The sequence below is a fragment of the Serratia sp. AKBS12 genome (assembly GCF_024793895.1).
In the GTDB taxonomy this organism is placed as follows: Bacteria; Pseudomonadota; Gammaproteobacteria; order Enterobacterales; family Enterobacteriaceae; genus Serratia_F.
On the sequence record NZ_JANUSB010000015.1, the window covers coordinates 1896985 to 1919128 of the forward strand.

Annotated in this window: 18 protein-coding genes; 3 read left to right on the forward strand and 15 right to left on the reverse strand. The window is 55.7% G+C overall.

Annotated elements, in window-relative coordinates:
• Positions 1-244: 244 nt before the first annotated feature.
• Entirely contained in the window at positions 245-1435 is a 1191-nt protein-coding gene (locus tag NYE85_RS18810; RefSeq protein WP_259006210.1) for an amino acid aminotransferase, read from the forward strand.
• A gap of 63 nt (positions 1436-1498) precedes the next feature.
• Here the strand turns inward: NYE85_RS18810 and NYE85_RS18815 are convergent, their stop codons facing one another.
• From NYE85_RS18815 to cmoM, 7 genes are all read right to left on the reverse strand, one after another.
• Entirely contained in the window at positions 1499-2146 is a 648-nt protein-coding gene (locus NYE85_RS18815) for an MBL fold metallo-hydrolase (protein ID WP_259006211.1), read from the reverse strand.
• 62 nt (positions 2147-2208) lie between these two features.
• Positions 2209-2757, reverse strand: coding sequence for a YcbK family protein (locus tag NYE85_RS18820; RefSeq protein ID WP_004964757.1), 549 nt, complete (start codon positions 2755-2757; stop codon positions 2209-2211).
• Between the two features lie 182 nt (positions 2758-2939).
• The gene (ldtD, locus tag NYE85_RS18825) at positions 2940-4781 is read right to left on the reverse strand and encodes a L,D-transpeptidase (RefSeq protein WP_259006212.1); all 1842 of its coding nucleotides are present in this window, start codon (positions 4779-4781) and stop codon (positions 2940-2942) included.
• 222 nt (positions 4782-5003) lie between these two features.
• On the reverse strand, positions 5004-9458 hold the full coding sequence (gene mukB / locus NYE85_RS18830; RefSeq protein WP_259006213.1) for a chromosome partition protein MukB: 4455 nt from the start codon (positions 9456-9458) through the stop codon (positions 5004-5006).
• Positions 9455-10183, reverse strand: a complete 729-nt coding sequence (gene mukE / locus NYE85_RS18835) for a chromosome partition protein MukE (protein ID WP_259006214.1) — start codon at positions 10181-10183, stop codon at positions 9455-9457. Before mukE ends, mukB begins: the two co-directional genes overlap by 4 nt.
• Positions 10164-11486 carry a chromosome partition protein MukF gene (gene mukF / locus NYE85_RS18840; RefSeq protein WP_259006215.1) on the reverse strand — a complete coding sequence of 441 codons (1323 nt, stop codon included), beginning with the start codon at positions 11484-11486 and terminating at the stop codon, positions 10164-10166. Before mukF ends, mukE begins: the two co-directional genes overlap by 20 nt.
• A complete protein-coding gene (gene cmoM / locus NYE85_RS18845; protein WP_259006216.1) occupies positions 11483-12268 on the reverse strand; it encodes a tRNA uridine 5-oxyacetic acid(34) methyltransferase CmoM in 786 nt (261 codons plus the stop codon). Before cmoM ends, mukF begins: the two co-directional genes overlap by 4 nt.
• A 153-nt stretch (positions 12269-12421) precedes the next feature.
• Here cmoM and elyC point away from each other — a divergent pair, with 153 nt between their 5' ends.
• Positions 12422-13228 carry an envelope biogenesis factor ElyC gene (gene elyC, locus NYE85_RS18850; RefSeq protein WP_259006217.1) on the forward strand — a complete coding sequence of 269 codons (807 nt, stop codon included), beginning with the start codon at positions 12422-12424 and terminating at the stop codon, positions 13226-13228.
• Here elyC and NYE85_RS18855 read toward each other — a convergent pair.
• From NYE85_RS18855 to NYE85_RS18880, 6 genes are all read right to left on the reverse strand, one after another.
• On the reverse strand, positions 13205-14101 hold the full coding sequence (locus NYE85_RS18855) for a YcbJ family phosphotransferase (RefSeq protein ID WP_259006218.1): 897 nt from the start codon (positions 14099-14101) through the stop codon (positions 13205-13207). The genes elyC and NYE85_RS18855 overlap by 24 nt on opposite strands.
• Positions 14102-14250: 149 nt before the next feature.
• The gene (gene kdsB, locus NYE85_RS18860) at positions 14251-15000 is read right to left on the reverse strand and encodes a 3-deoxy-manno-octulosonate cytidylyltransferase (RefSeq protein WP_259006219.1); all 750 of its coding nucleotides are present in this window, start codon (positions 14998-15000) and stop codon (positions 14251-14253) included.
• A complete protein-coding gene (locus NYE85_RS18865; RefSeq protein ID WP_039992255.1) occupies positions 14997-15179 on the reverse strand; it encodes a Trm112 family protein in 183 nt (60 codons plus the stop codon). Before NYE85_RS18865 ends, kdsB begins: the two co-directional genes overlap by 4 nt.
• Positions 15180-15479: 300 nt before the next feature.
• On the reverse strand, positions 15480-16706 hold the full coding sequence (locus NYE85_RS18870; RefSeq protein ID WP_259006220.1) for a winged helix-turn-helix domain-containing protein: 1227 nt from the start codon (positions 16704-16706) through the stop codon (positions 15480-15482).
• Between the two features lie 109 nt (positions 16707-16815).
• The gene (locus tag NYE85_RS18875) at positions 16816-17037 is read right to left on the reverse strand and encodes a cold-shock protein (RefSeq protein WP_259006221.1); all 222 of its coding nucleotides are present in this window, start codon (positions 17035-17037) and stop codon (positions 16816-16818) included.
• A gap of 219 nt (positions 17038-17256) precedes the next feature.
• Entirely contained in the window at positions 17257-17466 is a 210-nt protein-coding gene (locus NYE85_RS18880) for a cold shock domain-containing protein (protein ID WP_004928244.1), read from the reverse strand.
• Between the two features lie 529 nt (positions 17467-17995).
• Here NYE85_RS18880 and NYE85_RS18885 point away from each other — a divergent pair.
• On the forward strand, positions 17996-19402 hold the full coding sequence (locus tag NYE85_RS18885; protein WP_259006222.1) for a VOC family protein: 1407 nt from the start codon (positions 17996-17998) through the stop codon (positions 19400-19402).
• A gap of 1 nt (position 19403) precedes the next feature.
• Here NYE85_RS18885 and lpxK read toward each other — a convergent pair whose 3' ends face one another.
• The gene (gene lpxK / locus NYE85_RS18890; protein WP_259006223.1) at positions 19404-20384 is read right to left on the reverse strand and encodes a tetraacyldisaccharide 4'-kinase; all 981 of its coding nucleotides are present in this window, start codon (positions 20382-20384) and stop codon (positions 19404-19406) included.
• A complete protein-coding gene (gene msbA, locus NYE85_RS18895; protein WP_259006224.1) occupies positions 20384-22132 on the reverse strand; it encodes a lipid A ABC transporter ATP-binding protein/permease MsbA in 1749 nt (582 codons plus the stop codon). Before msbA ends, lpxK begins: the two co-directional genes overlap by 1 nt.
• Between the last annotated feature and the right edge of the window lie 12 nt (positions 22133-22144).

A 22144-nucleotide genomic window follows, 5' to 3' on the forward strand; every position in this document is an offset into this window, starting at 1 on the left:
TACTCGCTTAACGGCGGTTCGCTGCCGGACAAGTTAATAAAACAGGGCTTCGGCCCTGTTTTTGTTTTCCGCCCTCCGGTTAAATTTTTATCCTGCCTGAAAGCCTTTTTGCGTCATTTTTTGTGCTGAATATGCGCCCATCACAAGATCGAGGTGTTTTTCTCGCAAACGGTTGGCAAAGCGCATAACTGGCGCTACCCTGATGCCTCTGACTGCTTAACTCTAAGCCATGGAAGCATCTGACATGTTTGAAAAGATCACCGCTGCACCAGCCGATCCCATTCTGGGTTTGACCGATATTTTCCGCGCGGACGCCCGTCCGAACAAAATCAACCTGGGTATCGGCGTCTATAAAGATGAAACTGGTAAAACGCCAGTGCTGACCAGCGTGAAAAAAGCCGAGCAATACCTGCTGGAAAACGAAACCACCAAGAATTATCTCGGCATTGAAGGTATCCCGGCGTTCGCCACCTGCACGCAGGAACTGCTGTTCGGCAAAGGCAGCGCCATCATCACCGACAAGCGTGCGCGCACCGCGCAAACGCCAGGCGGCACCGGTGGTCTGCGCGTTGCCGGTGACTTTATCGCCAACCAGACCAGCGCCAAGCGCGTCTGGATCAGCAACCCAAGCTGGCCAAACCACAAAAACGTATTCAGCGCTGCCGGTCTGGAAGTGCTGGAATATGATTATTATGATGCCGACAACCATGCGCTGAACTTTGACGGTCTGGTCAATAGCCTGAAACAGGCACAGGCCGGTGACGTCGTGGTGTTCCACGGCTGCTGTCACAACCCGACCGGCATCGATCCAACGCCGGAACAATGGAGCCAGTTGGCCGAGCTTTCCGCCGCCAATGGCTGGCTGCCGCTGTTCGACTTCGCCTACCAGGGCTTTGCCAACGGGTTGGAAGAAGACGCCCAGGGCCTGCGTATTTTTGCGGCCAAGCATCAGGAACTGATCGTCGCCAGCTCTTACTCTAAGAACTTCGGCCTGTATAACGAACGCGTAGGCGCCTGCACCGTCGTCGCTGCGGATGCCGACACCGCCGATCGTGCCTTTAGCCAGGTGAAAGCGGCAATTCGCGCCAACTACTCCAACCCGCCGTCACACGGCGCTGCGGTGGTGGCGACCATCCTGAGCAATGAGGCACTGCGCGCCATCTGGGAGCAGGAACTGACCGACATGCGTCAACGCATCCATCGCATGCGCCAGCTGTTCGTCAATACCCTGCAGGAAAAAGGCGCAGAGCAGGATTTCAGCTTTATCATCAACCAGAACGGCATGTTCTCGTTCAGCGGCCTGACCAAAGAACAGGTGCTACGTTTGCGCGATGAGTTTGGCGTGTACGCGGTAAACTCCGGTCGCGTCAACGTGGCGGGCATGACGCCAGACAACATGGCGCCACTGTGTGAAGCCATCGTCGCCGTGCTGTAATCGCCGGCCGACAACTAAAAAGGGGCGCAAATGCGCCCCTTTGGTTTTTCTGCCGCTAGCAGATTACCAGACTGCCGGTTCCTCACGCAGGAACGGGTTATGCAGACGCTCCTGACCGAAGGTCGACATGGGTCCATGGCCGGGAATAAACGCCATGTCGTCGCCCTGCGGCAGTAATTTGTCATGGATGGCGTTGATCAGTGCCTGGTGGTCGCCACGAGGGAAATCCGTGCGCCCCACTCCGCCGTTGAACAGCACATCGCCCACCAGCGCCAGACGAGTGCGATCGTTGATGAAAACGATATGCCCCGGCGTATGCCCCGGGCAATGCAGTACCTTCAGCGTCATTGCACCGACCTGCACCGTATCGCCTTCCGCCAGCCAGCGGGTTGGCGTAAGCGGCGCACACTCTTCCAGCCCAAACATGCGGCTTTGCGCCGGCAAGCCGTCGAGCCAGAAGGCGTCTTCCTTGTCAGGGCCGTAGATCGGCACCTGATAGTGCTCGGCCAGCTCCGCCGCAGCGCCAACGTGGTCAAGATGGCCATGGGTCAGCAGAATTTGCGTCAGCGTCACGCCGGCTTCCGCCACCGCCGCCTGCAGTTTTTCCGCTTCGCCGCCGGGATCGACCAGCGCTGCCTGACGTGTCTCATCACACCAGATCAGCGTACAGTTCTGGCTAAATGCGGTAACGGGAATAATTTTATAGTTCATAAAGCTCCAACAACCACGGCGCCGAACCTGCCGGCCGGCGCGTCAATCAGCGTACTGAATGATTACCAGGTCCGAGCCGGGCCGGTATCAATGTGTACAAAGTTGCTACGTGGGTAATATCCTACACCACCCGCACGCATTTTTAACGCGGCTTTGCGGATATTACTCAGTTGGATGCCTTCGATATGGAAATCCATCGCCTGCCCTTTGGTATGGTAGCTGTGCTTGGCCACACCGCGGCTGTGCGAACGCAGTTCGTTATTGGTACCGAGCGAACGGTAACCGGAGACCAACTGAACCGGTTTGCTGGTGCCGAGCAGGCCCTGCAAACGATATAAATGATCGAACAGACGCGGGTCTATCGATTTCACTTTATTTGCACGGTAATCGCGGAAAAGATGATTTAGACGAGCCAGCTCTTCTTTATTATAACCTTTGCCATCAAAGAATTCGGCTTTAAGCGATTCTCCGGTATGCAGGTTATTTACTACCAGAATACGTGGGCGAGAAGTTGAAAGACTGGCAAATGCTTGCCCTGGGAGCAGCGCTATGCCCATGGCAGCCGTACCTAACGTTAACCACTTACGGCGGTGATGATCTATTTTGTCCATGTTTCTGTCAAACCCGGCAAGAATATCAAAAAAATATGCACAAAAAAGCGCACTGCCCGAACCATAACCGGCTACGCAGGCTGAGTCAACCCGTGATGTCCCGCGGTTTACCGGCGCCCAGGGATTGGGCGCCGGCCATATGGCCCGATATTCTGACCGTTATTTATTTATAATTACTGCATTTATTGCATTAATTTTTCGGCCTGAGCCAAAATTTGTGCGCCGGATCTCACGGTATTATCGTAATTGTAAATATCTGTACGGAATTGTGGCTTTCCATCATCAGAAACCCAGGCAGTTAAATAATACAATTTCACCGGGATATGCTGACGTACATTGACATAAGTAGTATTTCCCTGTTTCAGGGTTGAGGAAACACGACTATTGTTCCAACCGGCATCCTGCAACAGCATATTGGCCAGGTCAGAAGCCTTATTAACCCGCACACACCCCGAACTGAGCGCCCGGATATCCTTTTGGAACAGATTATGATTCGGCGTATCGTGCAGATAGATGGCATCCGAGCTGGGCATATTGAATTTGAAGCGCCCCAACGAGTTGGTAGCCCCTGGTGCCTGACGGATGCGATACGGGAAGTTGCGCGCTGAGACCATATTCCAGTCAATCATTGACGGATCAATCACTTCGGCATCGTTGCTCCAGCCGGAAAGCACGGTATAACCATGTTTGCGGAAATAGTTGGCGTCTCGCATCGCTTTCGGCACGATGTCTTCACGCACCAGCGTGGTCGGCACGTTCCACGGCGGGTTAACCACCACGTTGTTCAAAGCGCTGCTCATCATCGGTGTCTTGCGGCTGGGGCGGCCAACGATAACCCGCGACGACAGCACTTCATTGCCATTCTGGTAATAGGTCAGTGAATAATTGGGAATATTGACCATAATGCCGTTACTGACGCGCCCCGGCAGGATGCGCAGCCGCTGAATGTTCAATGCCAGCAGTGACGCTCGCATTTGCGGCGACACGTTCAGCCATTCGCGCGTTCGCACGCCGATGATCCCGTCGGCACTCAACCCCTGCCATTTCTGAAAGCGCTTCACCCCCTCGACCAGCTCGCCGGAATACAGGTTGTCAGCCATCGATGCCGCTGCGGGCGGTGGCTGCAATAGTGCGCTGTCAGTTGGCGTGGTGATATTGTCCACCGGGGCCGCCGATGGGCTGACCACCGTGCCGCGGTTCTCGCGCAGCGCTTCCTCATCAACGGATAAATCGTCATTCACCACCGGAGCGGCGGCGCGATTAACCACCGCCGGCTCCTGCGCAGGTAGACTGGCGGCCGGAACATCTATCATCATGCCGGTCCGCTGCAGGATTTCACGCAGCGCAGGGATATCGTTGCTGATCTCGCCCGGGCGCAGGCTCGGCCCATTGGCCAGTCGCGGCCAGGGGCGGTTATCGGCCAGCATGTCGCGCAGCGCTTGATGCATTTTGGCATATTGCGGGTGCTGTGGCGCCAGCGACTCAACGTACGCCTGTGCCTTGCCCTGCCGCACCGCTAACTGCCACTGGTTGATGACGGTACCCGGCGGTGTGGTCAGTTTGTACGGAATGTTACTGTATAACCAGTTGTTGCCGTTGGCGCCGATTGACGACACAAACTGCAGATAACCAAGCATGGCGTCAGACAGGATGATGTCCCGGCCCATATCGCTGATGGCCGGATCGGTCAATTGCCTGACCCATTGGGTAAACTGCGGCTGTATGCCAGAAATGGCCAGTTCCGCCAATTGCTGCTGAAACTGCTGCACCGCCTCGCGATCCTGCCACATTGGCTGCATCTGGTTGGCCGCATACAACGGCGCCAGGGTTGAAAGGTAGTGCGGCGTCACGCCGCCAGGCAACGCCGCAACCAGTTCGGAACGGCTTTGCGCGACCGACATGCTGGAGGACGCGGCGGACAACGCCGGCACAGTGGCCCATGCGGGTAACGACGCGGCAAAACTACCTGCAATTGCGCAACTCAGTGCCAGACGTCGTATTGTGCTTCCTTTTATAAGCAACATCCCTTGCCCCCTGTATGCTCACAAAAATACATCAAAGTTTACTGCTTAATCCAAGTATACAAACAGAAAGGCTGCTTTGCTCTCAGACAGCACAGAATTACTGTTTATTTCATTAAGCTAGCCGATGGTTGTCGGCGGCTAAAAACGCACTATCATCCTCGTACCGAAAAAAAATAGCCACCCCAAGGCGGCTATTTTCAGAGTTTTAAGGACGCTTTTGGCTTATGCCTGCGGCGCTGGTGCCGGGTTGGTCTCCACCGCCAGCGGTTCTGCGGCAAAGCCGCGCAAGCCAACCACGTGGACATGTTCCTGATTCTGGAACACCTTACGCACCAGTTTATAAGTGGTGCCTTTTTCCGGGCTGATATTTTCCGGCGCAGCGATAATCAGCTGCATTTCCAGGCGATCGCACAGCTCGAACAGCGTAGCAATGGATTTGGCATCCAGACGCGCGGCTTCATCCAGGAACAGCAAACGGCACGGCGAAATATCCTTGCCGCGCAGACGGCGTGATTCTTCTTCCCAGCTCTGAACCACCATCACCAGGATCGACATGCCGGTACCGATCGCTTCACCGGTAGACAAGGCGCCGCTTTCGGCCCGCAGCCAACCGTCGGAACCACGGAATACTTCGACTTCCAGCTCCAGGTAGTTACGGTAATCCAGCAGCTCTTCGCCGATGGTTTGCGGCGTGCGCTGGCCCATATCAATTTGCGGGTTCAGGCGCTGATACAGCTTGGCCAGCGCTTCGGAGAAGGTCAGCCGGTTGCTGTTGAACAGATCCTGGTGCTGTTCCTGCTGCTCGGACAGCACGTCCAGCAGCGTGGCGTGGGCTTCGCGCACGTTGACATTCAAACGTACGCTCTTCACCTGACCAAAGGATACCGCCTGCAAGCCCTGGTTGAGCATGCGGATGCGGTTCTGTTCACGCTGAATGGTTTTGCGAATGATGTTCGCCACGCTCTTGGAACTGATCGCCAGTTTTTGCTCGCGTGCCGTCAACTCTTCGGTCAGACGGCCCAGTTCGATTTCCATCTGTTCGATGGCTTCGACCGGATCGTCGGTACGGATGATGTCCTGACGAATACGCTCACGCAGGTGCTGATACACCGCGATGTAGAACTGGATTTTACGCTCCGGCCGCTTTGGATCTTCCGACAGACGCAGCACGTCGCGCAGATGTTCGTTGTCCGCAACCGCCAGACGCAGCGCACCCAGCGCCTTATCCGACATCGAGCGCAGTTCGTCGCCGTCCATGTAGGCCAGTTCACGGCGGTGCAGACGACGCTCAACGCCGTTGTCTTTCACCATGCGCATCACTGCGCACCAGCCGGCCTTGGCGGTCACCACCTGCTCACGCAACTGATGATAGTCGCGTTCCAGCTTGCGCAGTTTCTTCTGCAGACTGTCCATTTCCGCTTCACAGAAGGTCAGCTGTTTTTCCAGCTGGTTGCGACGTGCGCGGTTATTGCTCAGCGCAGCATGCAGCTCGTCGCGGCGCTGGCGCGCACGTGCTTCGGCGTTGGCATCGGCCTGTACGCCGATGTCGACCAGTTCCTGGCTCAGCTCTTTCAGCATGTCGCGTTTGGCGTCGTAGGAGCTTTTCAGCGACGCCAGTACCTGGCTGTACTGGGTAAACTGAGTCTGGTACTGGCGTAGTCGATCGCGGGCACGACTGCGCTCCGCCTCTGCCTGCTCCAGCCGCTGACGCAACTTGTCGTTAAGATCGTTGTTGGCATTCTGCATACCGGCCGAATCGGTGTAGCTGAAGTGCGCACGACGCTGAACCACTTCAGTCAGGGAAAACGCCTGCTGCTTGGCCTGACGCTGTACGCTTTGCGCCTGCTGGTAATCCTGCTGCAGCTGCTCGTGCTGTTCGGGATCGCTCTGCAATACCGACACCAGCGGTTCCAGCCTGGTCAGCGATACGCCATGCTGTTGCAGAAAACGCGCGGCGTCCTGCGCCTCCTCCAGCTCTTCGTGCAGCTCTTCCACCCGATCCTGCAAGGTGTCGTCATTAAGCAAGGAAACCAGTGGCGTCAGACGGTTCAACGCCGAAATGCCTTCTTTTGCCTGATCGTATTGCTGGCGCTGCTGCTGGTTCTGCGCTTCATGATTATTCAGCGCACGTTCGATTTCGTTGCGACGGCCGTTCAGCGTGCGTATTTCTGCTTCCGGATCGGCGTCAAACGCCACCGCCAGATGTGTGCCGATAAACCGGCTAAATGCCTGGTGAGAACGCTGGGTTTTCTGCACGTCGAATGACAGGTTGGCGTAACGCTCAGCCAACGATTCGCGCTCTGCGTGCAATACTTCCAGGCGCTGCTCACGCGCCGCGCGGCCAAACAAAGGCACTTCAGGGAAGCGGGAATAACGCCATTGGCGGTCGGCGATTTTCACCACCACCGCTTTTTCCTGTTCTTCAACGGCGAACACGCTGTCATCGAACGACTGTGGATCCCCCTCGATCAGATAGAGATCTTCCGGGCAATCCTCCAGCCCCTCCAGCATTTCGCGCACCAGCGACAGGTCCGGTACCACGATCGCGTGGCGTGACGGGCCGTATAGCGCCGAGAAGTACGGCGCATCGTCGATGGTCACATCGTCATAAATTTCAGACAGCAATACGCCGCCGAAGCGTTCTGCCAGGGTCACCAGACGCTGGTCTTCCGCGCCGCTCGGCTGACTGAGTCGTTCGATTTGCGCGTCGATCTCGCGTTTGCGGGCAGCCACTTCATCACGCTCAACCGTGGTTTCACGTTCGCGTTCCAGCAACTGCTGCATGTACTCGGTAACCTGCTGGCTGCTTTCCAGCGGCTCACCGCTCTGCTCGCTCAACTGACCCAGTGAATCCTGCGCCGCCAGCCATATCGGCGCGCGCGCGGTCAATTCTTTGATACGCTGTTGGATCTGCTCCAGTTCCTGGCGCATTTCCATCCGCCGTTCGCCGGCTTCGCTGACGTTCAGCGACAGCGACTCCAGTCGCTTTTCCAGCTCTTGCTGCAAGGCGTCAAGCTCGTCCGGCTGGTAATCCCGCCCCTGGCGCTTGCAGAACTCCTGCAACAAGCGTTCGGCGTCCTGCTGCGAACGCAGGCGCTGCTCCAGTTCGCTCAGGCGCAGGCGCAGCGGTTGTACCCGTTCCGCCTGATGCTGCTGCGAAGGCCAGTCGCGCAACAGCTCGCGCGCGGTTTGCCAGGCTTCGCTGCGGCTGACTTCACCGGCGATCTTGCACACCAGTTGATAGGCCTGCTCGAACTGGCTGTGGGCGGCATCGGCCACGCTCAGCTTCTGCTCCAGCTTCAGCAAGGCGTCGGTTGCCTCCTGCTCGCGCGCCTGGAAGGTTTCCAGCCACTGCTCGGCGTTTTCAGCGCTCAGTTCCGGCAACTGGCACAGCGCACGTGCGCGCTCCAGCGCCTGTAACGCCTGCTGGTACTGGATGGCACGCGTTTGCTGCACGTCCAGTGCCTGCTGGTAATCGGCCAGTTGACTCTTCAGTTCGTCCACTTCCAGCTCGGCCGCTTCGGCCCGCGCTTCGTTTTCTGCCTGCTGTTCGCTGGCTTCCGCCACCACTTCGTTCTGTTCTTCCAGCCGGTAGGTCAGTTCTTCCAGATCGGCCTCGTAACGCGCGATCTTTTCCTGCTGGCGCATGGCGGTCTGCACCAGGTTCAGGTGATCGCTGGCTGCCTGATAGTCGGTTTCCAGATCCGATTCGGCACCGCTTTGCTCAGCCAGCTCCCGTGCCATTTCCACGTGGCGATACTGCTCGGCAGCCAGCTGCTTGCGGCTACCGAACAAATCGTTGCGCAGCACCAACGCGCCATCCAGATGGATGCGTCGTTCATTGGCGTGACGCATATAGTCCGCCGCCACGTAGGATGTCGCTTCTGAAATCAGGTGCTTAAACAGGTCACGGTCGGACTGGGTGACGCGAATCGCTTCCAGCGTCATGCGGTTTTCACGCAATGCGGCTTCCATATCCTGAAACGCCTTGCGCACGCCGCTGTTTTCCGGCAACAGATAATCACGCAGCGAGCGGGTAATGGCGCTGGAAATCCCGCCATACAGCGAGGCTTCGATCAGACGATAGAATTTGCTGCGGTCCGCCGAGGAACGCAGACGTTTCGGGATCACGCCCAGGTCAAACATCAGCGAGTGATAGTCGGTGATCGAGTTGAACTGTTTGAACTGCACCCCTTCCATCTCTTCGACGCGTTCTTTCAACTCTTGCAGTGACAGCACTCGCGCCTGACGCTCACCCACCGTCTGGGTCAGAATTTCGGTCGGCTGGACCGCCGTCGGCAGGCCCTGGATGGTGAACGGTTTGATGTCGACCTTACGATCGCGGCCGGCAACCTGTTGTAAACGAACGCCCACCACCACCCGCTGGTGACGCGAGTTAACCACGTCGAGGGTGGAATAACACACCCCGGCACGCAGCTTGCCGTGTAGACCCTTGTCGCGCGAACCGCTGGTGGCGCCAGCTTCGGTGGTATTACGAAAGTGCAGCAGCGTCAAATCCGGGATGAGCGCCGTAACAAACGCCGCCATGGTGGTGGATTTACCGGCGCCGTTGCCGCCGGAAAGCGTGGTGACCAATTCATCCAGATCAAAAGTGCGGGCGAAGAAACCGTTCCAGTTAATCAGCGTCAGTGAGCGAAATTTACCGCGTTCAATCATTCCTGTTCATCCTCTGCACTGTCCGGGGTGTGGTCCGTCGATGGGTCTTCGCTGTCCGGTTCGTCATTCAGCAGCAGGCTATTTTCGACCGGCATCGCTTCGCCGTCACGGATCATGCGCAGCTGCGCTTCACGTGGATCGTCGCCGCTGCGCACGTCCGCGCCAAAGCGGAACACCGCTTCAGTGATACGGAATTTGCTACTGTCACCGCCCATGAAATAGACCATGCCCAAGCGACGCAGGCGGTTCAGCGAGGTGCGCACTTTTTCATGCAGTTTCTGGCGGTCCAGATCAGAGCCGGTTGAACGCTGATTGACGAACTTCAGCAGTTTATTTTCATCCGCCAGACTCAGCAGCTCATCATACAGTTCCTGGTGGCTGAAAATACCTTCATGCGCCAGGCGTTCTGGGCTCAGATAGAGATAACAGAGTATCTTGCCCACCATCATGTCCAGCTCGGACAGTACCGAACGCGGGATCAGCGTGGTGGAACGCGGTCGCAGGTAGAAGAACCCTTCCGGCGCGCGGATCAGCTCCACGCTGTAACGAGCGTAAAATACTTCCAGTTCGTCCTGAAAATCCATTAAGAAAGCGTGGTTGTCCAGCTCATCGATGCCGATATGACGCCCCGCACGCAGTTGGCTGTCGAGCGCCGGGAACAGCGCGTTAGACAATGCCTTGGCCAGTTTCACTGGCATGATGTGTTCAATATTTGTCGATGACATGGGCCTGTACCTTGGCTCCGTAATCATTGATTGCCTGCCATTGCGCCGGCAACCCTGAAAAATCAGCTTCAGCCACACCAAGGCGCACAGCCTGGTCGACCACTAAGCGTGCTACGTCAAAATGACGCGCACGCGGATATTGCGCCAGATAATCGCGCATTACCGCCCCTAAATTGAGCGGCAACTGTTGTTCCTGATAAACCTTCAGCGCCTGTTCGATCATCGCTGCCAGCTGTTCACGGATCTCGCTGAACTCTTCGAACTCCAGATCCGGTGGCAGCTCGCCGGTCACTTCGTCACTGCGCAGCGCCAGCTCTTCATCGCGCATGTCCAGCAGGCGATCGGCATTGGCGTGCGTCAGCGCCCACGGATTGTCGAAGTAATTCTGCACCGATTGGCGCAGACGCTGGGCAAATACGCGGTTTTTATCCATGTCGATCGCGGTACGGATAAACTTGTGCACATGGCGGTCATAGCCGATCCACAGGTCGATCGCCTGCTGACCCCAACTGATAATACGATCCAGTTTGCTTTGCAGATCAAACACCAGCTTGTCGACGAAACCAAGTTCCATCTCGCCCAGCGTGGCGTCCTGAATGCGCAACAGATTGGCTTGCAACTTGTCCCCCGCCGCTTCCAGCGTATCCTGCAATTCGCGCAGCGTGCCGGAGGTTTCCGACAGCAGCATTTCGCAACTGGAGATCGCGGCACGCCAGTCCTGGTTAAGCAGCGCGGCGATATCTTCCTTCACCCCCTGCTGCTGTTCATCCATCACCCGCTGGGTCATGTCGATACTGTCAAAGATTTCTGCCACCGAATATTTCAGCGGCGCAAACACGTTGCGGTGCCAGTGGAAATCATCCCCGCCTTCTTCGGCGGCATCGGCGGCTCGCTTCAATTCCTGCGCCACGATCGACAGCTGCATCGACAGACGCAAGGTAGAGAACTCGCGCTGGCGGATATAGTAATCGGTGATACCGATACCAAGCGGCGTCAGGCGGTAGATGGCATTGCCATCCGCCAGTTCGCTGGTAAACCGGTTCAACAGGCGCTGGCGCACCATGTCGTTGATCGCATTGTTGGCGCGGATCGCCACCGTTTCGTGCGTCTGTTCAAACCCTTTGCTGACATGGCGAAATGCATCAACCAGCTCACCTTCGCTCATCTCGCCGTCCAGTCGCTCGCCGTTCAACGTGGCGATGGCGAGCAGAAACGCAAGACGCTCCGTAGGGAGCGAAATAGAGAAATCATTTTTCCGTGCCCAGGCGACCAGTTCGGGTACAGTCTGGGAAAATTCACTCATAGTTCGTCCTTCAGGTTTGGTTTATGCGCCATGACGTGAATATAACGCCCCAAACTCACATACGGCTCCTGCCGGCAATAGTGTTGTTCAAGCGCCAGTAATTCTTCAAATTTCTGTGTCTGCAACTGCCTGCTCTGCAGATAATCGTGGAACACCCGCACGCCGGTCTTGCCGCCGATGCGCATCCCCAGACTCTCCAGCCAGCCGTAAACCTGCGGCGGGCTGTGCGGGTATTGTGGCGACAACGAGCGCTTGCGCCGGCGTCTGACTTCCGGGTTGACCAGCTGAAAGTTACCCAATACCACATTGCGCATCAATAGGCCGTTGGCATTGAAAAACATCAGCGACAGCGCGCCACCGGGCAGCAGACAGTCATACAACGCCTTTAATGCCGCCTGCGGCTCGGCAATCCATTCAAGCACAGCATGGAACAATACCAGATCGACCGGCTGTTCCAAATGTTGGCCGATCTCCTGAGCCGAACTTTGTATGAATTGCATGTTGTGGCTCACACCTTTTTGCTCGGCCAACTGCGCCGCGCGCTGGATCATCTCACCAGAAAGATCGCACAACAACACCTGATGTCCTAATTCTGCCAATTGACAGGCCATATGACCCTCGCCGCCACCGGCGTCAAGGATACGCAACGGCCGCTGCGGCAACTGCGCCAGCAACGCGGTCAGATCCTGCCACACCACCGCCTGGCGAATCTTTCCTTTGGTGGTGCCGTAAATGTTACGCGCAAACTTTTCAGCAATATCGTCAAAATTGCGATCGTGCATTGGACAACGGCTCCGCTGATGTTCTTTTGGCGTGGGACAACGCACCCGCCCATTCAAACCTGCTATTTTGGCACAGACTGGCATAGAATAAATCTTCTTGCGGCCTGATTGCGCCCGGATGTCGTTTTTTCGCCCAAAAGGACCCTGTTTCCGATGCTGTTTACCCTGAAAAAGTTCATCGGCTCCATTTTGATGCCATTGCCCGCGCTCCTGCTGCTGATGGCTCTGGCCTTATTGCTGCTGTGGTTTACCCGTTGGCAGAAAAGCGCCAAAGCGATCCTTAGCCTGAGCTGGCTGTTTTTGCTGCTTTTCAGTCTGCAACCGGTGGCCGATCGGCTGTTGCGGCCTATTGAATCAGAATATGTTACCTATAACGGTAATGACCCGGTGAATTATATCGTGGTTTTGGGGGGAGGTTATACTTTCAATCCGCAATGGGCGCCGAGCTCCAATCTGATTGGTAACAGTTTGCCACGCGTTACCGAAGGGGTGCGGCTCTACCTGAACCATCCGGGAGCAAAAATGGTGTTTACCGGCGCGCGCGGCGCCAATACCCTCAGCAACGCGGAAACCGCGGCACGGGTTGCCGCCAGCCTTGGCGTGCCACGCAGCGATATGGTGGTGCTTGATCGACCGCTCGACACCGAACAGGAAGCGGCGCAGGTAGCACAACTGGTCGGCAAACAGCGGTTTATTCTGGTGACCTCCGCCAATCATCTGCCACGTGCGATGCGTTTCTTTGAAGCACAGGGATTGCAGCCGATCCCGGCGCCGGCCAATCAGTTGGCGATCGCCTCACCGCTCAACGTCTGGGATCGGGTCATGCCTTCGGCCATGTTCCTTGGACACAGCGAGCGCGCCTGGTATGAAACCCTCGGCGGCCTATGGCAGCGATTAAAGGGGCAGGATGCAGCCCCAGTGGCGGAGCAAGGCTCGTCAGTCGGCCAGCCACGGCATTAACTGCTGCGACGCAACGTCAAACTGCTGCCGATCCAGTTTACCGGTGTGAATCATGCGGCCAACCGCTTCCCAGATGACGTACAACCAACGCCGAGACAGGAAGGATTCCGCCACCGGCGCCCGCCGTAGGTAATGGAACAGCAGCTGGCTGGGCATCCCCGCCTCGCATAGTCTGAACAGATCATATTCACGCGGCGCCCACAGCATCATGCCGGGATTAATCATTGCCAGCAGTTGATCGGTTTTGACGTCCTTGAGCATGCTGCGCAGCGACAGATTGCCGTGTACCAGCACGCAGGGATCGTCAAAACCGACGAAGAAATGGGTCAATGATTCACGCGTGCGGTACAGTAATCGGCGATCTGCCATGGTAAGCAGGCGGGAATCCTGGTTATTGAGAGTTGACCACAGCACCTCGACCCGTTGCTGATACCAGCAGAACCAGTCATTTTCCTGCGTGCTGTCAACGGTGCCTACGCAACCGTGGCTGTCGATGCGGTGCCAGGCCAGCATGCCGTCGACGATCTGCTCCATCAGCATATGCCAACGATCCGGCGTGCGGCTAGGCGCTTCAACGGCAACGCCGCGCAAGCGCTCAATCAGCAATACCTCAGAGTATGGCGCCTGTTGGGTGTAAATCACGCCGAAAACTGCCGGCAAACGCACGTCGCCTTCCCTTGCCAGCATCGACAGCTTGTAGGCCTCCTGCTGGGCAATGCCCGCGCAGACAAAGCTCTTCGCCATCAGCGGGATCGCATGCCCTTGTCGATCGTACAGCGAATACAGGTGTGCATAAGGCTGCTCACTGACACGTTCCAGCCGACTGACTGGCTCACCCAGTACCTTGCTCAGTTCGGCACGTAACTGTTCCACTTAGGCTAAACCTCACGAAAATCGTAGAGAACGCCTGACATCATCGAACGATGAACGGGAAAATTCCTCAACGCAGATCAATAAAACGGGGATAATGCAGGGGGAACAGCCGTCGGCACGGGCGTACCGACGGCGTTGGGCACCACGACTTAGCGCTGCAGGCTGTCGCGCACCCGTTGTAAATCGTCCGGCGTATCGACGCCAACGCTTGGAATGGCCTTGGCCACCGCGACGTGGATCTTTTCGCCGTACCACAGCACTCGTAGCTGCTCCAACAGTTCGATCTGTTCTAACGGGCTCGGCGCCCAACTGACATAGCGGCGTACAAACCCGGCGCGGTAGGCATAAATACCAATATGACGCAGCAAGCTGTCGCCGATCTGCTCCCTGGTCTGGGCAAAACGCTCACGATCCCACGGGATGGTGGCCCGCGAAAAGTACAGCGCGTACCCTTTTTCGTCCATTACCACCTTGACCGCATTGGGATTAAAGGCCTCTTCCGCCGTTTCAATCGGTACCGCCAGGGTCGCCATGCCGGCGCTGCTGCTGGCCAGGTTTTCGGCCACCTGTCGTACAATCACCGGTGGGATCAGCGGCTCGTCACCCTGTACGTTGACGATGATCTGCTCGTCGGCAAAACCGTAATGCTCGATCACTTCCGCAAGGCGTTCGGTACCGGAATGATGATCCGGGCTGGTCATGCAGACTTCGCCGCCGGCAACTTCTACCGCGCGGGCAACGTCTGGGTGATCGGTGGCAACAATCACGCGTGCGGCGCCGGATTCACGCGCACGTTCCATCACGTGTACCACCATCGGTTTACCGTGGATATCTGCCAACGGCTTGCCCGGTAAACGGCTGGATGCATAACGAGCAGGAATGATAGCGATAAAACTCATGCGTGTTTCTCGTCCAGTGGTAACGTACGCGCCTCATTTTCCAGCAGCACCGGGATACCGTCGCGAAGCGGATAGGCCAGACCGTCCAGCTTACACACCAGCTCCTGATTTTCTTTATTGAAGTACAACTTTCCGTTGCAGACCGGGCAGGCAACGATTTCGAGTAAACGGTGATCCATGCTTCCTCCATGCGGGGAATGTGACATCAGGAAAGTGCAACAGAATAGCATATCGTCCAGCGGCAGGTTAATCATCGGTGATGTAACTGCTGCTCTTTTCCACAAGCAGATTTTACGGTTGTGTTGGGCACCGTATCGGTGTAAATTATGTGATCTGCATCACATAATTAATGTTGTACCTGCAAATGATGAAACGCATTCACAAAATCATCGCCCTGTTTGCCCATTTCAGCAACTGAGGCTCGGCTTGTAACGAACGGCGCTGTCACTCGTTTTACCCCCCTATAACAACGTCGTTCGTTATCCCACTTCCCAACCGCTGCCCCATTCGCCACGAACCGAAGCCGGTATATTCCCCAGCGTAACACGGGTAGCGCCATGCCATTTGGCCATCCGCTCAATCGCCTGAAAAACATCCTGACAGCGCTGCCGCCCCATACGTACCCGTGGTTCGGTATGAAAACTGATGACTTCAAACTCCGCTTTGCGACGGTGCATTTTTGCATCGATGCGACCAATCAACTCGCCACGCTGCAGCACCGGTAACGTGAAATAGCCATATTGCCGTTTTTCCTTCGGCGTATAGCATTCAAGCCGGTACTCAAAATTGAACAGCTCCTGTGCGCGGCGGCGATCCCACACCACCGGGTCGAATGGCGACAATAGCGTGGTGACGCTAGATTTTAATTTACCCTGCTGCGCCAGCGCCAATTGCTCCGCCAGCGAATGGTGCACATAGCATGTGCCGTCGAGCCCACGGACCTGTACTGGCATGATTTTGTCAGCTCGCGTCAAACGATCCAGCAATTTTTGCGGCGACACGCGCTTCAGACGATAGTAATCCGCCAGCCACTCCGGCTTGAAAATGCCCAGGTAACGGCAGCTGCGTGTCAGCATCTCCTCACGAGCCGCCGCCTCAGGCAGTGCCTGCGTAGCGTCGTGCCAATCCGGCAATAGACGTTCAGTGAGATCGTAAACGCGGTGAAAATTACGGCGCTCGGCTACCATCAGCCTGCCGGCGGTAAACAAAATCTCCAGATGACGTTTTTCCGGTTTCCAATCCCACCAGCCGTTGCTACCCTTTTTTTCGGCATTGAAATCGGCTGAACGCACCGGGCCATGCTCCGCCACGTATGCCAGCAAATCATCAATTGCGCTCTGATGTTCGTCGACCCAGGCTTGAGAATATTTCCAGCCCATACCTTGCGGATCCAGCATGCGGTGGCGCAATAACGCAAAATCTTCAATCGGCAGAAAACAGGCTTCGTGCGCCCAATATTCAAACAACTGACGCCCCGCCAACGCCTGCTCCAGCCACTCTGGAGGATAGGCGCCCAATCGACTGAACAGCACCAGATACGGGCTGCGCGCGACCACGCTAATGGTATCGATCTGCAATAATCCCATGCGCCGAATGGCGGCAATCACATCGTCAGGTTTGGCTTTGCGTTTGCTGGGAACCAGCAATCCCTGAGCGGCAAGATGCAGCGAACGGGCGGCGGCGAGTGAAATTATCGGTATTGGCATGCGAACATCCAGGTGATTGAGCAATCGCCTGATGATAGTGGAATTTTGGGGATTTTTCTTCGCCAGTGCTTGGGGGTGGCGACACCGGCACTGGCGAGGAAGGAATGCCTTAGAACACGATAACGTCTGCGGCTGACAGCCCGTGGGAGCTGCGGTAGATCGAGAACTCGACGTTCTGACCTTCGTTTAACGATTTATTTTTGGTATTGGCGATAGCACGACGGCTAACATAAATTTCGTCACTACCATCAACCGGAGAAATAACGCCATAGCCTTGGGCTTGGTCAAACCATTTCACGCGGCCCATTTTTAATACAGTATTTTTAAACATAGATTCTATCCTTTTTACTTGAGCATCCATGACAACGTCATTTTTATTATTGTCGGGACGCTACCAGCCCATCCTAAAGTTTTTCGTAACAAACCTCTCGTGAGCAAAAATTAAAAAACCCGCACTACGGCGGGCTTGGTGTACTTAATATCTTCCGCAGGGAGGGGCGTCAATGGCCACTCCCGGTTGTATTAAGAACGTTTACGCTATTCCCTGTTATTACAGGGCAACAACGTTGGCGGCAGCCGGCCCGCGCGGGCTGTCCTGGATGGTGTACTCGACACGCTGGCCTTCAGCCAGAGTCTTGAAACCGTCGGTCATGATTGCGGAGAAGTGTACGAATACGTCTTTACCGCCGTCGTGTTGCTCAATGAAACCAAAACCTTTGCTCTCGTTGAACCACTTAACTTGACCAGTCTTCTTAGACATTACTTTTACCTTTAAATATATTTACAAAATCTGCCATAAGGCAATGGTGGCCGTTTTCAGAAACATTACTTATGGGAGATACTTAGAAGGTTCGTCTTTGAAGCGGAATCGAAAGATAACGACTTTGAAGGAACTGCATAACTCAACATCTAAATCTGAACTCGAACATAAATAGGTCTGTATCACAGGCCGACCTGCATTTACTCATAAAACAACGGTAAGCACAAGGGGTTTATCAGGCCATTTTTAATTTAATCGGCAGTTTAATTTTATCACAATGATTGTATTGAATTTATTTTTAAAAAATCTTGCCATTGGCAAGCCTTCTCCGCTTCTAGATACCCATACGTACCATGAAGATTCCGCAAATGAGAGCTAACGCATAAAAATCTAATATGTTTGAGTTGGTTATAACAAAACCATGGTCAGATAGCTAAACTTGGGTTGAAAACAAGGCAGCCGGCCGCCAGGCCAGTACGATCGCCGAAAATAATAATTTCAGATTATGCTGAATTAAGGAGCTATGCGCATGACCGCCCAGCAGTTCATCTCACCAAATGAAATCCGTGCCAAATTCTCGCATGCCATGTCTGATATGTATCAAAAGGAAGTGCCTTTATACGGCGAGCTACTTGAGCTGGTTGCCGAAACCAACCGGGAACGGCTGAGTAATGACGCCGAATTGGCGCATCAGTTGCAAATTACCGGTGAGGTTGAGCGGTTGGCAATGGAACGTCATGGCGCCATTCGGGTTGGTACCGCCAACGAATTGGCTACCCTGAGGCGACTGTTTAACGTTATGGGCATGGCGCCGGTCGGTTATTACGATCTGGCCGTTGCTGGCGTACCCGTGCATTCCACCGCATTTCGAGCGGTGCATGAAAAAGATCTGCAAACCAGTCCGTTTCGCGTATTTACTTCACTGTTGCGTCTGGAATTGATTGAACAACCCGAACTGCGCGCATTGGCCGAACGCTTATTGGCCCGCCGCCGTATTTTCACCGAGCGAGCTCTTGAGCTCATTACCCTGCATGAAGCGCAAGGCGGGCTTGACCACGCGCAAGCGAGCGAGTTTATCGAACAGGCGCTGGAAACCTTCCGTTGGCACCATCAGGCAACCGTCAGCGCAGCCGAGTATCAGCAACTGCACGACCAGCACCGGTTAATCGCCGACGTGGTGGCCTTTAAAGGGCCACATATCAACCACCTGACGCCACGTACGCTGGACATTGACCGCGTGCAAGACGGCATGCCAAAACGCGGTATTACGCCAAAGGCGGTCATTGAAGGCCCGCCCCGGCGTAATTGCCCGATCCTGTTACGACAAACCAGCTTCAAGGCGCTTGAAGAGCAGGTAGCGTTTGTCGAACACGACGGCACAACGGTTGCCGGCCACCACACTGCGCGCTTTGGAGAAATTGAACAACGCGGCGTCGCGCTGACGCCGAAAGGGCGAGCGCTGTACGACCGCTTGCTGCAAGCTACCAACGATGCCTTGCAGGCTGCGCCAAGCGAGAAAAATGCCGATCGGTATAACCAGTTATTACAGGAATACTTCCAAGCGTTTCCCGATGATTATGCCTCCCTGCGTGAACAGCAGTTGGCATGGTTTCGCTACTTCCCCACCGAGTGCGGATTGGCGGCCAAGGAGGGTCTGGACAAGCACTGCTCGCTTGAACAGCTGATCGCGCAAGATTATGTGCGTTTCCAACCGCTGGTATACGAGGATTTTCTGCCGGTCAGCGCGGCAGGCATTTTCCAATCAAACCTGGGAGACAACCAGCAGGCACATTATAATGCAGCGTCGAGCCGCTCGGCCTTTGAACTCGCGCTGGGTGCGCAAGTGATCGATGAATTGACGTTATATCAGCAAACGCAGCAGCGATCTGTACAGGCCTGCGCGCAAGCGTTGGGACTTGCCACGCTGGCGCTGTAAATTACTTTTTCAGCAAGGCTTCAATACGCTGCAACAGGGTATTTGCCTGCTCGTTCGGCAACACGGCATCGACGGGCAAATACCACCAATCCGCTTGCGCAAAACTACGGCATTTAACCGCGTCTTTCTCGGTCATCAACAGGGGTTGCCCCTGCGGAGTCAGCTCGGACAGCTGTGCAAGGTCATATTGCTGATGGTCGGCAAACGCCACCTCCCGCTCAACGTTCACCCGCAGGTTCTCAAGCGTGGCAAAAAAGCGCGGTGGATGACCGATACCGGCCATCGCCACCACCCGTGGCAATTGTTCTGCTGCCAGGCGCTGACCGCTGACCATATTTACCGCTTCGCGCGCCTGGAGCCGCATGGCGATTTCCCCCGGCTGCGCTACACCGCCGTTGGCGATGCAGGCATCCACCGTGTCCAACCGCCCGGCACGCTCACGCATTGGCCCGGCCGGCAGCCACCAGCCGTTGCCAAAACGACGCACACCGTCAATCACCACCAGCTCGAAATCACGCTGCAACGCATAGTGCTGCAAACCATCATCGGTGATCACCAGATCGAGATCGTGCTGCTGTAGCAAAGCCTGTACCGCAGCGGCGCGTTTCGGCGCAATCGCCACCGGGGCGCCGGTACGCTGGTAAATCAGCACAGGTTCGTCACCGGCCTGCTGCGTTGTGGTTTGTGCATCCAGCAACAGCGGGTAGATAGGTGATTTCCCGCCGTAACCACGTGATACCACCCCGACCCGATAGCCACGCGACTGCAATTGTTCAACCAGCCAGATCACCATCGGCGTCTTGCCATTACCGCCGGCGGTCAGATTACCGACCACCACCACCGGCACTGGCGCACGCCAGCTTTTACGCCAGCCAAGACGATAACTGAGCCGGATGAGCACGCTCACCAGGCCATACAGCCAGGAGAGCGGCAACAGCAAAAGATAGAGCAGCGAACTGCCTGACCAGATGCGATCGATCATTATTCACCAAACTGCATACGATGCAGTTGCGCATAGGCGCCTTGTTTGGCGATCAACTCATTATGTTCGCCACGCTCTACGATACGCCCGTCTTCCACCACCAGAATTTCATCGGCTTTTTCGATGGTAGACAGACGGTGTGCGATCACCAGAGAAGTACGGTCTTTTTGCAACTCATCCAGCGCAGCCTGGATAGCGCGCTCAGATTCGGTGTCGAGTGCCGAGGTCGCTTCATCAAGGATCAGGATTGGACAATCGCGCAGCAATGCGCGAGCAATGGCAATTCGTTGACGCTGGCCACCGGAAAGCATCACACCGTTTTCACCGATCACCGTATCCAGGCCATTGTCCATTTTTTCGATGAAATCCATCGCATAGGCCATGCGCGCTGCCTTTTCGATTTCTTCACGGCTATAACGATCTTCGCGCGCATAAGCGATATTGTTGGCGATGGTGTCATTGAACAAATGCACATTTTGCGACACCAGTGCCACCTGATCGCGCAGCGAGGCCAAGGTATATTCTCGCAGATCGTGGCCATCCATCAGGATTTCACCCTGCTGAATATCATAGAAACGCGTCAGGAGATTGGCGATGGTCGACTTGCCCGAACCGGAACGTCCAACCAGTGCCACCGTTTTGCCCTCTGAAATGCTCAGATTGATATCACGCAGCGCTGGCGTTTCCTTGCCGGGGTAGCAGAAGGTTACGTTGCGGAATTCAATATCGCCTTTAGCGCGTTGTACTTCGCGCGTACCGGTGTCTTTCTCCTGCTCCATATCCAGAATGGAGAACAGCGTCTGACAGGCAGCCATACCGCGCTGGAACTGCGCGTTGACGTTGGTTAATGACTTCAGCGGACGCATCAGGGCAATCATCGACGAGAACACCACGGTGATGGTACCGGCGGTCAGCGTTTCCATTACGCTTGGGAAACTGGCGGCAAACAGCACAAACGCCAACGCCAGCGACGCAATCAGCTGAATGATCGGATCGGAAATCGACGAGGCGGAAACCAGTTTCATACCTTGTTGACGCATGCGATTGCTGACGGAATTGAAGCGCTCGGTTTCCACCTGCTGCCCACCGAAGATAAGCACTTCTTTGTGCCCTTTCAGCATTTGTTCAGCGCTGGTGGTAACCTGCCCCATGGTATTTTGCATATTCTTGCTGATATTGCGAAAACGCTTCGATACCATCCGGATGGCAAACGACACAATCGGCGCCAGAATAATCAGAATCACCGACAGCTGCCAGCTGTAGTAGAACATCATGATGAACAGGCCGATAATCGAGGCCCCTTCACGCACTACGGTCACCAGAACACTGGATGATGACGAGGCGACCTGCTCGGAATCATAGGTAATGCGCGACAGCAAGGTACCGGTCGATTGCTGATCGAAAAACGCCACCGGCATGCGCATCATGTGGCCGAACAGACGGCGGCGCATTTGCATCACCACCATGCCCGATACCCAGGAAATACAGTAACTGGAAACGAAGCTGGTTATGCCGCGCATCAGCATCAGGCCAATCACGACCAGTGGCATCCAGAGCAGAACGCTGCTGTCGGTTTTACCAAAACCATCATCCAAAAGAGGTTTCAGCAAGGACAACATCAATGTGTCCCCGGCTGCGTTCAGAATCAACGCGATGGCGGCCACAATCAGCCCTGACTTGAAAGGTGTGATCATCGGCCACAGTCGACGAAAGGTCTGCGTGGTCGAGAGATCTTTATCATTCATCATGCAAATACCAGC

Bases quoted from the DNA above. Each gene is read 5' to 3' on its own strand.
- NYE85_RS18810 (WP_259006210.1), top strand. From the start codon at position 245: ATGTTTGAAAAGATCACCGCTGCACCAGCCGATCCCATTCTGGGTTTG.
- NYE85_RS18815 (WP_259006211.1), bottom strand. From the start codon at position 2,146: ATGAACTATAAAATTATTCCCGTTACCGCATTTAGCCAGAACTGTACG.
- NYE85_RS18820 (WP_004964757.1), bottom strand. From the start codon at position 2,757: ATGGACAAAATAGATCATCACCGCCGTAAGTGGTTAACGTTAGGTACG.
- ldtD (WP_259006212.1), bottom strand. From the start codon at position 4,781: ATGTTGCTTATAAAAGGAAGCACAATACGACGTCTGGCACTGAGTTGC.
- mukB (WP_259006213.1), bottom strand. From the start codon at position 9,458: ATGATTGAACGCGGTAAATTTCGCTCACTGACGCTGATTAACTGGAAC.
- mukE (WP_259006214.1), bottom strand. From the start codon at position 10,183: ATGTCATCGACAAATATTGAACACATCATGCCAGTGAAACTGGCCAAG.
- mukF (WP_259006215.1), bottom strand. From the start codon at position 11,486: ATGAGTGAATTTTCCCAGACTGTACCCGAACTGGTCGCCTGGGCACGG.
- cmoM (WP_259006216.1), bottom strand. From the start codon at position 12,268: ATGCACGATCGCAATTTTGACGATATTGCTGAAAAGTTTGCGCGTAAC.
- elyC (WP_259006217.1), top strand. From the start codon at position 12,422: ATGCTGTTTACCCTGAAAAAGTTCATCGGCTCCATTTTGATGCCATTG.
- kdsB (WP_259006219.1), bottom strand. From the start codon at position 15,000: ATGAGTTTTATCGCTATCATTCCTGCTCGTTATGCATCCAGCCGTTTA.
- NYE85_RS18865 (WP_039992255.1), bottom strand. From the start codon at position 15,179: ATGGATCACCGTTTACTCGAAATCGTTGCCTGCCCGGTCTGCAACGGA.
- NYE85_RS18870 (WP_259006220.1), bottom strand. From the start codon at position 16,706: ATGCCAATACCGATAATTTCACTCGCCGCCGCCCGTTCGCTGCATCTT.
- NYE85_RS18875 (WP_259006221.1), bottom strand. From the start codon at position 17,037: ATGTTTAAAAATACTGTATTAAAAATGGGCCGCGTGAAATGGTTTGAC.
- NYE85_RS18880 (WP_004928244.1), bottom strand. From the start codon at position 17,466: ATGTCTAAGAAGACTGGTCAAGTTAAGTGGTTCAACGAGAGCAAAGGT.
- NYE85_RS18885 (WP_259006222.1), top strand. From the start codon at position 17,996: ATGACCGCCCAGCAGTTCATCTCACCAAATGAAATCCGTGCCAAATTC.
- lpxK (WP_259006223.1), bottom strand. From the start codon at position 20,384: ATGATCGATCGCATCTGGTCAGGCAGTTCGCTGCTCTATCTTTTGCTG.
- msbA (WP_259006224.1), bottom strand. From the start codon at position 22,132: ATGATGAATGATAAAGATCTCTCGACCACGCAGACCTTTCGTCGACTG.